Raw genomic sequence first — 12,615 nt, 5'->3', positions numbered from 1 at the left:
GTCACTGTTAACTCGAAAAAACACGGGCAGGGGGCCACGAGGGGAGTCCCTTGCCCGTGTGAAGGCCACGCCATGCCCGCAACCGGGCAGGGGGGCGCCCGGGGCCGGGCAGGGGCGCCCGCGGCCGTGCTCGGAGGGGTCCGGACGGGCCCGGACAGGGATGTAGCCCTTCGCGACGGGGGATGCACGAAGGGCTACCCATACATTATGACACCGAGTCAGGCGTCAGGAACAGTCGCCCCGCCGATAGCGCATGCGCACGTGTGTACGTGGCCGTCCTTTTCCCCCGCCCACCGACCCGGGCATCGGCGGACGGTGCGGGGCGCCCCGCACCGATAGCAGATGCACAGATCCACTCGTCCCTGGCCAGGCGGTAACGGGCGTACGGGCAGGGCGGGTTGGGGCCGGACGGGGAACGTAAAGTGGGGCGAATGAGCACCCCCGTACAACGAACCGAAGCCTCCGCTTCCGCCACCGTGCCGAGCCCCGCGTCCCTCGTCCGGGAATTCCACACCACCTTCGGCCTGGACGCCCGCACCACCCCGACCGAGATCCCGGCGGACCTGGCCGCCCACCGCCGCGACCTCCTCATGGAGGAGGCGGCCGAGGCGGCGGAGGTCTCGGTGGCGGGTCCCCTGAACCACCTGGCCCATGAGCTGGCGGACGTGGTGTACGTGGCGTACGGCACCGCCCTGGTCCACGGCATCGACCTCGACGCGGTGATCGCGGAGATCCACCGCGCCAACATGACCAAGCTGGGACCCGACGGCCGCCCCGTGCTGCGCGCCGACGGCAAGGTACTCAAGGGCGAGAACTACCGGGCGCCGGACGTGTCGGCGGTGCTGCGCGAGCAGGGGTGGCGGGGGTGAGGGAGGCGGGGCGGAGTTGAGGCGGGTCGTGGGGCGGCGCGGCTGAGACCGACCGTGGTGCGGTGCGGGCCACCGGCCGCGCCTGCGCTCCTTCGAGGGGGACGGGCGGCCCCCGTTCGGCCCACCGGCCGTGCCTGGGTGCCTCCGGTCGCGCCTGCGCTGCTCCGGGGCGGCCCTCGCGGAGGATGAACGGATGACCGTCTCCGTGGTGCTGTTCACCGCCGACCTGCGGCTGCACGACAACCCCGCCCTGCACGCCGCCGTGCGCGAGGCCGACGAGGTCGTGCCGCTGTTCGTGTACGACGACGGCGTGCGCGCCGTGGGCTTCGACGCGCCCAACCGCCGGGCCTTCCTCGCCGACTGCCTGGCCGACCTGGACACCGGCCTGCGCGAGCGCGGCGGGCGCCTGGTGGTGCGCTCGGGGGACGTGGTGGAGCAGGTGTGCGCGGTGGTGGCCGAGACGGGCGCGCGCCGGGTGCACCTGGCGGGCGGCCCGAGCCGGTACGCCGTACGCCGCGAGACGGCGCTGCGCGACGCGCTGCCCGGGGGCGCGCTGGTGGTCCACGACGCGGTGGTGACGGCGCTCGCCCCCGGCGCGGTGACCCCGGCGGGCGCCGACCACTACGCCGTATTCACCCCGTACCTGCGCCGCTGGACCCAGGAGGGCGTACGGGACGTGGTTCCGCTGCCTCGCCGGGTGCCGGTCCCGGAGGTCGGCTCCGAGCGTCTGCGTCCGCGTAGGGAGGTGAGCGGGACCTCGCCGGGACTGGCCCGGGGCGGCGAGCGGGCCGGCCGCGAGCGGCTGCGGTCGTGGCTGGCGTCCGGCCTCGACGGCTACGAGGACGGCCACGACGACCTGGCGGCCGACACCACCTCCCGCCTCTCCCCGTTCCTGCACTTCGGCGCGGTGTCGGCGGCGGAGCTGGTCCATTTGGCGAGGAGCCGGCCCTCGCCGGGCGCGGAGGCGTTCGTACGGCAGTTGGCGTGGCGGGACTTCCACTACCAGGTCCTCGCGGCCCGCCCCGAGACAGCGAGCAGGGACTACCGCCCCCGGGGCGACCGCTGGCGCGACGACGAGCGCGAAATCGAGGCGTGGCGGACGGGCCGCACCGGCTATCCCCTCGTGGACGCGGCGATGCGCCAACTCGCCCACGAGGGCTGGATGCACAACCGGGGCCGGCTGCTGGCGGCGAGCTTCCTCACCAAGACGCTGTACGCGGACTGGCGCATCGGCGCCCGCCACTTCCTCGACCTCCTGGTCGACGGGGACGTCGCCAACAACCAGATGAACTGGCAATGGGCGGCGGGAACGGGAACCGACACCCGTCCGAATCGCATCCTCAACCCTGTGACCCAGGGCAAACGCCTCGACCCACGCGGTACGTACGTACGCCGCTGGATCCCCGAACTCGCGGGGGTGGCGGACCGCCACGTCCACGAGCCCTGGAAACTCCCCTCGCCGGAGGCGGCGGCCACGGGGTACCCCGGTCCGCTGGTCGATCTGGGGGAGGCGCGGGAGCGGTTCGAGCGGGGGCGGCAGCACAACTGAACCGCAAAAGCCCCGGGCCGATGGCCTGGGGCTTTCTCATGGAGCGAGTGACGGGAATCGAACCCGCGCTCTGAGCTTGGGAAGCTCATGTTCTACCATTAAACTACACTCGCGCAACGACCCCCCGAGGGGGACTCGCATCGTTGCTCACCTTACCCCATCCCCGCCCCCAGGCGTATCCGCCCGGGGGCTTCTCGTGTGCCGTGTGGCGGGATTCGGGTGCCGGGGGCCGGAGTTGGGGCGTACGGTGCTGGGGGTCCGGGTGGGCCGGGGCGGTGTCGGAGTGCCGCTTGGAGTGGCGTCCCGTTCATCCCTTAATGTGGTGGTTTCTCCGTCCATGCTTGTTGTTGGGGAAGGGACTTGAGCCACTTGATGGACTCGCTGGAGCGCACCGTCGTCCGCTGTGCCGAGGGGCACGTCTTCACCACCGATATGTTCCCGATGCAGCAGCTCGGGGCCGAGCGGATCGGGCCCGGCCGGCTGCTCCGGTGCCCCCGCTGCGCCCGGCTGCGGCACGCCGTCCCCGTGGCGGGCGAGCAGAGGTAGGGCCTGCCCGGCGGGTGCCGTGGCGCGCGCGGGTCTGTCCGATTACGGCAGGCCCGCGCACCCTGCGTATCCTCGGGACGTGCTTCTCTCAGACAAGGACATCCGGGCCGAGATCGACGCGGGTCGCGTCCGTATCGATCCGTATGACGAATCCATGGTCCAGCCGTCCAGCATCGACGTACGGCTCGACCGCTATTTCCGGGTGTTCGAGAATCACCGGTACCCGCACATCGACCCCGCGGTCGAGCAGGCGGACCTGACGAGGCTCGTCGAGCCCGACGGCGACGACGCCTTCATCCTGCACCCGGGCGAGTTCGTGCTCGCCTCGACCTACGAGGTCATCTCCCTCCCCGACGACCTCGCCTCCCGGCTGGAGGGCAAGAGCTCGCTCGGTCGGCTCGGCCTCGTCACGCACTCCACGGCCGGCTTCATCGACCCCGGTTTCTCCGGGCACGTGACGCTGGAGCTCTCCAACCTCGCGACCCTCCCGATCAAGCTCTGGCCGGGCATGAAGATCGGGCAGCTGTGCCTCTTCCGGCTGACCTCCTCCGCCGAGTCGCCGTACGGCTCGGAGCGGTACGGCTCCCGGTACCAGGGCCAGCGCGGACCGACCGCCTCGCGGTCCTTCCTCAATTTCCATCGGACCCAGGTGTGAGTGACATGAGCGACGTACGCGAGAACCTGACCTACGAGAAGTTCGGGGGCGCCATCCGCGACCTCGCGCAGACCATCGCGGACGACGGCTACGAGCCCGACATCGTCGTCTCCATCGCGCGCGGCGGCGTCTTCGTCGCGGGCGGTCTCGCCTACGCCCTGGACTGCAAGAACATCCACCTCGTGAACGTGGAGTTCTACACCGGCGTCGGCACCACCCTGGAGATGCCGGTCATGCTCGCGCCCGTCCCCAACGCGATCGACTTCTCCGGCAAGAAGGTCCTGATCACGGACGACGTCGCCGACACCGGCAAGACCCTCAAGCTCGTCCACGACTTCTGCGTCGACCACGTCGCCGAGGTCCGCAGCGCGGTCATCTACGAGAAGTCGCACTCGCTCGTGAAGTGCGAGTACGTCTGGAAGCGCACCGACGAGTGGATCAACTTCCCGTGGAGCGTCGAGCCGCCCGTCGTGCGCCGTGAGGGCCAGGTCCTCGACGCGTAGAGCAGCCGCTGGGCCGGCAGTGCGTATGGCGAAGGGGCCCGGGGTTCACAGAACCCCGGGCCCCTTCCCGTACCCGCTGAACACGCGTACCCGCGTACCCGCGTACCGCTAGATCGTGCCCAGCTTGATCAGGCTGAGCAGCGCCACCAGCTGGATCGCGCTCGCGCCCAGTGCCTTGGGCCACGGCAGGTCGTGCGACTTGCTCACCATCGACGTGAACAGCGCGCCCGCCGCCAGCCAGGTCATCCAGCCGACCACCTGCACCAGGCCGTTGTCCCCGCTCAGGAACAGCGCCAGCAGCAGCCGGGGCGCGTCCGTGAGGGACATGATCAGCATGGAGAGGCCCACGGTCGGCTGCCAGGAGCCGTCGCCGCCGAGCTGGCGGGCCATCGTGTGGGTCACCGCGCCCAGGATCATGCCGCCGAGCACGAAGACCACGCCCGTGGTGAGGACCACCGGGACGGCCTTGCTCAGCGTCGTGTTGATGACGTCCTCGCGGGCCTTGTCGAAGCCGAAGATCGCCAGCATTCCGTAGAGGAACGTGATGATCAGCGCCGGGCCCCAGACGGGGTAGTCGCGCATCTGCCAGAACGTCGGGCCCGGCCGCGTCACGATGCCGTGCAGCAGTTCCTTCCAGCGCAGCCGGGGGCCGGACGGGGGTGCCGCGGCGGCGCCGGCGCGATAGGTCGCCCCCTGGCCGTACGGGTCCTCGTCGATGCTGAAGGCCTGGGTGTGGCCCGGGTTGTTGGCGTACGGGTCCTGGGCGGGCGTGTACCCCTGGGGTGCGCCCTGGCCGTATCCGTTCGGGCCGTACCCGTTCGGGCCGTGGCCGCCCTGGCCCTGCCCGCCCTGGCCCTGCCCGCCGTACGGGTCGCCGAAGTACTCCGGCTCGCCCTGCTGCGGGTACGGCTGCTGTCGCTGCTGCCCGTATCCGTACTGCTGCTGTGCGCGCTGCTGCGGAGAGCCGGGCCACTGGCCTCCCTGGCCGTGTCCCTGTCCCTGCCCCTGCTGCGGTCGCCGTCGCGGGTTCCGGTCGTCCCGGCCGCGCCCCATCCTGAATCCTGCCACGCTTTCGAACGTACCTGTTCTGACGGGGCGCCAAGCCGGGGCGGGGGGAACGGGGCGTCTTTGCGGCTGAGCTGTGACATCCCCTAGGGGGTCCCGGAGGGGAGGCGGGCGGGCGGCCCGGCGGGCTCAGCCCCAGCCGCCCGTCGTGAACGTGACCAGGGGTTTCTCCCGTACGCCGGGGTCTCCTCCCGCGTACACCGCCACCAGGTCGCGCGTCTCGCCCAGGTGGACGCGGACCGCCACAGCGGCGTCCTCGCGTACACGACAGCGGCCGGTTCCCGCCTCGGGGGCGGAGACCGGCCGCTGTGGGTGGCGCTGTGGTGCGGGCCGTCGCGGGCCGGTTACCTCACCGGCTCGGGGCGGTTCCTCACCGGCTCGGGCCGGTCACTTCACCGGCTCGGGCTCCGGGGCCGACTCCGCGTCCTCGGAGGCCGTCGGGTCCGCCGGCGTCTTCACCGAGTCGAGCAGCAGCTGCGCCACGTCCACGACCTGGACGGACTCCTTCGCCTGGCCGTCGTTCTTCTTGCCGTTGACCGAGTCGGTCAGCATGACCAGGCAGAACGGGCAGGCCGTGGAGACGATGTCCGGGTTGAGGGAGAGGGCCTCGTCGACGCGCTCGTTGTTGATGCGCTTGCCGATCCGCTCCTCCATCCACATCCGCGCGCCGCCGGCGCCGCAGCAGAAGCCGCGCTCCTTGTGGCGGTGCATCTCCTGCTGGCGCAGGCCCGGGACCTTGTCCATGATCTCGCGCGGGGGCGTGTAGACCTTGTTGTGACGGCCCAGGTAGCACGGGTCGTGGTACGTGATCAGACCCTCCACCGGGGTCACCGGGATCAGCTTGCCCTCGTCGATGAGGTGCTGGAGCAGCTGGGTGTGGTGGATGACCTCGTACTCGCCGCCGAGCTGCGGGTACTCGTTGGCGATCGTGTTGAAGCAGTGCGGGCAGGTCGCGACGATCTTCTTCGACGACTTGGGCTTCTTCGTCTCCGGCTCGACGCCGCCGTCCTCGTCGAGGGTCTCGCCGAACGCCATGTTCAGCATCGCGACGTTCTCCTGGCCGAGCTGCTGGAACAGCGGCTCGTTGCCCAGGCGGCGCGGCGAGTCACCGGTGCACTTCTCGTCGCCGCCCATGATCGCGAACTTGACGCCCGCCATGTGCAGCAGCTCCGCGAAGGCCTTGGTGGTCTTCTTGGCGCGGTCCTCCAGGGCGCCGGCGCAGCCGACCCAGTAGAGGTAGTCGACCTCGCTGAGGTCCTCGATGTCCTTGCCGACGATCGGGACCTCGAAGTCGACCTCCTTGGTCCACTCCACGCGCTGCTTCTTGGCGAGCCCCCAGGGGTTGCCCTTCTTCTCCAGGTTCTTGAGCATCGTGCCCGCCTCGGACGGGAACGCCGACTCGATCATGACCTGGTAGCGGCGCATGTCGACGATGTGGTCGATGTGCTCGATGTCGACCGGGCACTGCTCGACACAGGCGCCGCAGGTGGTGCAGGACCACAGGACGTCCGGGTCGATGACGCCGTTCTCCTCCAGCGTGCCGATCAGCGGGCGCTCGGCCTCGGCGATGGCGGCGGCCGGGACGTCCTTGAGCTGCTCGGGCGTCGCCTTCTCGTTGCCCTCCATGTCCTTGCCGCCGCCCGCGAGCAGGTACGGCGCCTTGGCGTGCGCGTGGTCGCGCAGCGACATGATCAGGAGCTTGGGGGAGAGCGGCTTGCCGGTGTTCCAGGCGGGGCACTGCGACTGGCAGCGCCCGCACTCGGTGCAGGTGGAGAAGTCGAGGATGCCCTTCCAGGAGAAGTGCTCGATCTGGGAGACGCCGTAGACGTCGTCGTCGCCCGGCTCCTCGAAGTCGATCGCCTTGCCGCCCGAGGTCATCGGCTGGAGCGCGCCCAGGGCCGTGGAGCCGTCCGCCTCGCGCTTGAACCAGATGTTGGGGAAGCCGAGGAAGCGGTGCCAGGCCACGCCCATGTCGGTCTTGAGGGAGACCGTGATCATCCAGATGAAGGAGGCGGCGATCTTCAGGCCCGCGACCGCGTAGGTCAGGTTCTGGATCGTCGTCAGGCTCAGGCCCTTGAGGGCCAGGATGAGCGGGTACGAGGCGAAGAACCCGGGCTCGTAGCTGTCCACGCCGTGCTGGACGCCCTCCAGGGCGCGCAGGGTCATGATGCAGACGCCGACGATGAGGATGATCGTCTCGACGAAGTACGCCTGGCCGGTGTTGGAGCCGGCGAACCGGGACTTGCGGCCCGGCCTGTCGGCCTTGCTCAGCTGGCGGACGGTGATCAGCGTGAGGATGCCGAGCGTCGTCATCAGGCCGAGGAACTCGACGAAGATCTCGTACGGCAGCCAGTCGCCGATGACGGGGATCAGCCAGTCGGCCTGGAAGAGCTGGCCCACCGCGTTGACGATCGTCAGCAGCAGCGAGAAGAAGCCCACCGCCACGAACCAGTGCGCGACGCCGACGATGCCCCAGCGGTTCATCCGGGTGTGGCCGAGGAACTCCTTGACCACGGTCACGGTGCGCTGCACGGGTTCGTCGGTCCGGGTGCCCGCGGGAACCGGCTGGCCCAGCCGCACGAACCGGTAGATCTGCCAGATTGCACGGCCGAACAGCGCTACGCCGACCGCGATTAGGACCAGCGACACGATGATCGCGGCGAGTTGCATGTGGGGGCTCCTCGGGCCTGCCAGGGATTACTAAGCAGTAACTTATCGAGCTCGTCTGAGCGTACCCATTTATCCGGCGGCGCTGTAGCCGCGCACGCGGTGATCTGTGTCGCTCAGGCGGCCCTCAGTCTGGACGGGGTTTCGGTTCTTTTGAAATGTCCATCGTGTTATTCAGCCCATACACGGACATAACAATCTAACTTGGTTCGCATGATCTCCGGGCTCACCGCCGCCGTCGCCGCCCTGCTCTGCACCGCCCTGCTGGCAGCGGTGGTCCGCGCGGCCGTCCTGCGCGCCGGGGCCGGGGGCACGCACCCCGCCCGCACCCCGCATCCCACCCGGACCCCGCACCCCGCCCGGACCCCGCACATCGGCGGGATCGCCGTCGCGGTGGGCACGCTCGCCGCGGTCGGGGGCGGGCCGGTGCTCGGGCTCGCCGAGCTCGGGGACGGCGTGGGGCCGCTGATCGGGGCCGCGGGGGCCGTGGCGCTGCTGGGGCTCGCCGGGGATCTGCGCCCGCTGGGCGCCCGGGTCATGATCGGGGTGCAGACCGCCGCCGCCACCGTGGTGGTCGCCCTGGCGTCGGGGCTCTCACCGGGGCCCGGCACCCTCGCCGTGCTGTGGATCGTGCTCGTCACCAACGCCTTCAGCCTGCTGGACGCCTCCGACGGGGCGATGGGGACGGTGGCCGCGGTCATCGCGCTCGGACTCGCCGTCTGCGCCATCGAGGACGCGCTCCCCGGGCTCGCGCTGCTGCTCAGCGTGCTGGCCGCCTCCCTCACCGGGTTCCTGGTGCACAACTGGCACCCCGCCCGGATCGTCCTCGGCCACTGCGGCTCGCTCTTCACGGGGTTCCTGCTCGCCTGCGCCGCCGTACTGGTCCACACCGAGGCCGAACCGGCCCGGGCCACCGCCTCGCTGTTCGCCCTCACCGCCGTGGTCCTGGCCGACGCGGTGCTGGTCCTGGTGTCGCGCCGGCTGGCCGGGCGGTCGCTGGCCGAGGGCGCGGCCGACCACATCGCGCACCGGCTGCGCCGGGGCGGTCTGACCGTGCAGGGCACGGCCGTCGTCCTCGGGCTCGGCGCGCTGGTCGGGACCGTCACCTCGCTGCTCGTCCACGACGGCCGCCTCGCCCCGCCCGCCGTGCTGCCGCTGGTGCTCGGCACGGCGGTCGCGGTGGTGGCCCTGCTGCGGGTGCCGGTCTACGGCGACGCGGCCCTGCGTACCGAACCGGCCCCCGGGGCCGCCCGCGAAGGAGCACCGGCGTGAGCATCGACATGATCGCGATGGGCGACCGCGCCCGTACGGCCCTGCGCCGCCTCGCCCGCCCGCTCGGCGCGCCCGGCCGGTCCGCCGACGACGACGGCGCGCGCCTGGTGCGGCTGCTGCGGCGGTACGAGATCGACCTCGTGCTGGACGTGGGCGCCTACAGCGGGGCGTACGGCACGATGCTGCGGCGCTGCGGCTACGAGGGGCGGATCGTCTCCTTCGAGCCGCTGCGCGAGCCCCGCGCCGAGCTGCGGCTGCGGGCCGCGGAGGACCCCTTCTGGTCGGTGCTGCCGTACGCGCTCGGTGACCGCAGTGGGCCGCTCACGCTGAACATCGCGGGCGACGCGGGCGTGAGCAGCTCGGCGCTGCCGATGCTGCCCCGCCATCGCGCCGCCGCGCCGCACACCGCGTACACCGGCAGGCGCAGCGTCGACGCGCACCGTCTGGACGCCCTGTGGGAGGGCGTCACCGCGCCCGGCGAGCGGGTCTTCGTACGGCTCGCGGTGCAGGGGTACGAGCACGAGGTGCTGCGCGGTGCGGGGGCGTACGCGGACGAGATCGTCGGGCTCCAGGCGGGGGCGGCGCTGGTGCCGCTGTACGAGGGGGGCGCGGGCTTCGACGACGTGCTGGCCCACGCGCGCGAGGAGCTCGGGCTCTCGCTCATGTCGGTGCGGCCGGGGCTCGTGGACCCTCGGGACGGCCGCCTGCTCCAGTGCGAGCTGATCCTGCTCCGGGAGGACGCCCCGGCCCCGTCGGAGCAGGTCCCGCCCCAGACGGCACCCGCCGACTGACGCCCCCGGAGGCCGTGAGAAGCCCGCCCACCTGCGGTCGGAGACCGGGCGCCAACATAAGCCGCACATAAAAGTTGAGCCTCCTCGACTCAGCTCTGTTGACTGCTCGGGGCGAGTCATGCATCCTTGAGTCAGTTCCACTCAAGATGTCAGTTGGAGGAATCGAAAATGGCACGTGCGGTCGGCATCGACCTGGGCACGACTAACTCCGTCGTCAGCGTTCTCGAAGGCGGCGAGCCCACCGTCATCACCAACGCCGAAGGCGCCAGGACCACGCCGTCCGTCGTCGCCTTCGCCAAGAACGGCGAAGTCCTCGTCGGTGAGGTCGCCAAGCGGCAGGCCGTCACCAACGTGGACCGGACCATCCGCTCGGTCAAGCGCCACATGGGCACCGACTGGAAGATCGACCTCGACGGCAAGACCTTCAACCCGCAGCAGATGAGCGCCTTCATCCTGCAGAAGCTGAAGCGGGACGCGGAGGCCTACCTCGGCGAGAAGGTCACCGACGCGGTCATCACCGTCCCGGCGTACTTCAACGACTCCGAGCGTCAGGCGACGAAGGAGGCCGGCGAGATCGCGGGCCTCAACGTCCTGCGCATCGTCAACGAGCCGACCGCGGCGGCCCTGGCGTACGGCCTGGACAAGGACGACCAGACGATCCTCGTCTTCGACCTCGGCGGCGGCACCTTCGACGTGTCCCTCCTGGAGATCGGTGACGGCGTCGTCGAGGTGAAGGCCACCAACGGTGACAACCACCTCGGTGGTGACGACTGGGACCAGCGCGTCGTCGACTACCTGGTGAAGCAGTTCCAGTCCGGCCACGGCGTGGACCTCTCCAAGGACAAGATGGCGCTCCAGCGCCTGCGCGAGGCCGCCGAGAAGGCGAAGATCGAGCTGTCCTCGTCCACCGAGACCTCGATCAACCTGCCGTACATCACGGCGTCGGCCGAGGGCCCGCTGCACCTGGACGAGAAGCTGACGCGCGCCCAGTTCCAGCAGCTGACCGCGGACCTCCTGGAGCGCTGCAAGCACCCGTTCCACAACGTCATCAAGGACGCGGGCATCCAGCTCTCCGAGATCGACCACGTCGTTCTCGTCGGTGGCTCCACCCGTATGCCCGCCGTCGCCGAGCTCGTCCGCGAGCTGACCGGCGGCAAGGACGCCAACAAGGGCGTCAACCCGGACGAGGTCGTCGCCATCGGCGCCGCCCTCCAGGCCGGTGTCCTCAAGGGTGAGGTCAAGGACGTCCTGCTCCTCGACGTGACCCCGCTGTCCCTCGGCATCGAGACCAAGGGCGGCATCATGACCAAGCTCATCGAGCGGAACACCACGATTCCGACGAAGCGCTCCGAGATCTTCACGACGGCCGAGGACAACCAGCCGTCCGTCCAGATCCAGGTCTACCAGGGCGAGCGCGAGATCGCGGCGTACAACAAGAAGCTCGGCATGTTCGAGCTGACCGGTCTGCCGCCGGCCCCCCGCGGGGTCCCGCAGATCGAGGTCGCCTTCGACATCGACGCCAACGGCATCATGCACGTGACCGCGAAGGACCTGGGCACGGGCAAGGAGCAGAAGATGACCGTCACCGGCGGCTCCTCGCTGCCGAAGGACGAGGTCAACCGCATGCGCGAGGAGGCCGAGCAGTACGCGGAGGAGGACCACCGCCGCCGCGAGGCCGCCGAGTCCCGCAACCAGGGCGAGCAGCTCGTCTACCAGACCGAGAAGTTCCTCAAGGACAACGAGGACAAGGTCCCGGGCGAGGTCAAGACCGAGGTCGAGACCGCGGTGACCGAGCTCAAGGAGAAGCTGAAGGGCGAGGACACCGCGGAGATCCGCACCGCGACCGAGAAGCTCGCGGCCGTCTCCCAGAAGCTCGGCCAGGCGATGTACGCGGACGCCCAGGCCGCCCAGGGTGCCGCCGGAGCCGAGGGCGCCGAGGCCCCCAAGGCCGAGGACGACGTCGTGGACGCCGAGATCGTCGACGACGAGAAGCCGGGCGACGCGAAGGGTGGCGCGGCCTGATGTCTGAGGAGACCCCGGGCTTCGAGGAGAAGCCCGACGTCCCCTCCGGCGCACAGGAAGACGCCGAGCCGAAGGCCGCCGACTCCTCGAAGGAGGAGAAGGCGGCCCCGGCCGGGGACGCAGCCAAGGAGATCGCCCTGCAGGCCCAGCTGGACCAGGCCCAGACGGCGCTCGCCGAGCGCACGACGGACCTCCAGCGCCTCCAGGCCGAGTACCAGAACTACCGCCGCCGCGTGGAGCGGGACCGCGTCACGGTCAAGGAGATCGCCGTCGCCGGCCTCCTGACCGAGCTGCTGCCCGTGCTCGACGACATCGGCCGGGCCCGTGAGCACGGCGAACTGACCGGCGGCTTCAAGTCGGTGGCCGAGTCGCTGGAGACGGTCGCCGCGAAGATGGGCCTCCAGCAGTTCGGCAAGGAGGGCGAGCCCTTCGACCCGACGGTCCACGAGGCCCTGATGCACAGCTACGCCCCGGACGTCACCGAGACGACGTGCGTCGCGATCCTCCAGCCCGGGTACCGGATCGGCGAGCGTACGATCCGCCCCGCGCGGGTCGCCGTCGCCGAGCCCCAGCCGGGCGCGGCGAAGGAGGGCAAGGAGGCCAAGGAAGGCAGCGGCGGCAAGGCCGAAGAGGAGAGCGGTGGCCCGGACGAGGGCTGACGTGACGGTCATGGGTG

11 protein-coding genes and 1 tRNA gene are annotated in these 12,615 nt (G+C 70.7%); 9 read left to right on the top strand and 3 right to left on the bottom strand.

What is annotated here, in order from left to right:
• The first annotated feature begins 431 nt into the window (after positions 1–431).
• Together ACZ5ID_RS05610 and ACZ5ID_RS05605 are read left to right on the top strand one after the other, a co-directional pair.
• Positions 432–869 (top strand): pyrophosphohydrolase domain-containing protein, encoded by a 438-nt coding sequence (locus ACZ5ID_RS05610; RefSeq protein ID WP_468893719.1) that lies wholly within the window; start codon positions 432–434, stop codon positions 867–869.
• Between the two features lie 193 nt (positions 870–1,062).
• On the top strand, positions 1,063–2,418 hold the full coding sequence (locus ACZ5ID_RS05605; protein WP_468893717.1) for a cryptochrome/photolyase family protein: 1,356 nt from the start codon (positions 1,063–1,065) through the stop codon (positions 2,416–2,418).
• A 39-nt stretch (positions 2,419–2,457) separates the two neighbouring features.
• Here the strand turns inward: ACZ5ID_RS05605 and ACZ5ID_RS05600 are convergent.
• Positions 2,458–2,531, bottom strand: a tRNA-Gly gene (locus ACZ5ID_RS05600).
• Between the two features lie 247 nt (positions 2,532–2,778).
• Between ACZ5ID_RS05600 and ACZ5ID_RS05595 the strand changes: the two genes are divergently transcribed.
• The 3 genes from ACZ5ID_RS05595 to ACZ5ID_RS05585 all read left to right on the top strand — a co-directional run bounded on the left by ACZ5ID_RS05595 (position 2,779) and on the right by ACZ5ID_RS05585 (position 4,122).
• A complete protein-coding gene (locus tag ACZ5ID_RS05595; RefSeq protein WP_406556018.1) occupies positions 2,779–2,964 on the top strand; it encodes a hypothetical protein in 186 nt (61 codons plus the stop codon).
• Positions 2,965–3,043: 79 nt separating this feature from the next.
• Positions 3,044–3,619, top strand: a complete 576-nt coding sequence (gene dcd / locus ACZ5ID_RS05590) for a dCTP deaminase (protein WP_406556015.1) — start codon at positions 3,044–3,046, stop codon at positions 3,617–3,619.
• A gap of 5 nt (positions 3,620–3,624) precedes the next feature.
• Entirely contained in the window at positions 3,625–4,122 is a 498-nt protein-coding gene (locus ACZ5ID_RS05585; RefSeq protein ID WP_101392481.1) for a phosphoribosyltransferase, read from the top strand.
• A gap of 108 nt (positions 4,123–4,230) precedes the next feature.
• Here ACZ5ID_RS05585 and ACZ5ID_RS05580 read toward each other — a convergent pair whose 3' ends face one another.
• Both ACZ5ID_RS05580 and ACZ5ID_RS05575 read right to left on the bottom strand, forming a co-directional pair.
• Entirely contained in the window at positions 4,231–5,190 is a 960-nt protein-coding gene (locus ACZ5ID_RS05580; RefSeq protein WP_468893715.1) for a Yip1 family protein, read from the bottom strand.
• A gap of 384 nt (positions 5,191–5,574) precedes the next feature.
• Entirely contained in the window at positions 5,575–7,857 is a 2,283-nt protein-coding gene (locus ACZ5ID_RS05575) for a (Fe-S)-binding protein (protein WP_468893712.1), read from the bottom strand.
• 210 nt (positions 7,858–8,067) lie between these two features.
• Between ACZ5ID_RS05575 and ACZ5ID_RS05570 the strand changes: the two genes are divergently transcribed.
• The 4 genes from ACZ5ID_RS05570 (at position 8,068) to grpE (ending at position 12,598) form a co-directional block, all read left to right on the top strand.
• Positions 8,068–9,126 carry an MraY family glycosyltransferase gene (locus tag ACZ5ID_RS05570; protein WP_468893710.1) on the top strand — a complete coding sequence of 353 codons (1,059 nt, stop codon included), beginning with the start codon at positions 8,068–8,070 and terminating at the stop codon, positions 9,124–9,126.
• Complete coding sequence (locus ACZ5ID_RS05565; protein ID WP_468893707.1) at positions 9,123–9,917, top strand: FkbM family methyltransferase; 795 nt, start codon at positions 9,123–9,125, stop codon at positions 9,915–9,917. The genes ACZ5ID_RS05570 and ACZ5ID_RS05565 overlap by 4 nt, the downstream gene beginning before the upstream one ends.
• A 168-nt stretch (positions 9,918–10,085) precedes the next feature.
• The gene (gene dnaK, locus ACZ5ID_RS05560) at positions 10,086–11,939 is read left to right on the top strand and encodes a molecular chaperone DnaK (protein WP_468893705.1); all 1,854 of its coding nucleotides are present in this window, start codon (positions 10,086–10,088) and stop codon (positions 11,937–11,939) included.
• On the top strand, positions 11,939–12,598 hold the full coding sequence (gene grpE / locus ACZ5ID_RS05555) for a nucleotide exchange factor GrpE (RefSeq protein WP_468893703.1): 660 nt from the start codon (positions 11,939–11,941) through the stop codon (positions 12,596–12,598). The genes dnaK and grpE overlap by 1 nt, the downstream gene beginning before the upstream one ends.
• The last annotated feature ends 17 nt before the right edge of the window (positions 12,599–12,615 follow it).

The sequence above is a fragment of the Streptomyces sp. NPDC031670 genome, from assembly GCF_055580545.1.
This window is presented reverse-complemented; position numbering and strand designations above follow the sequence as displayed.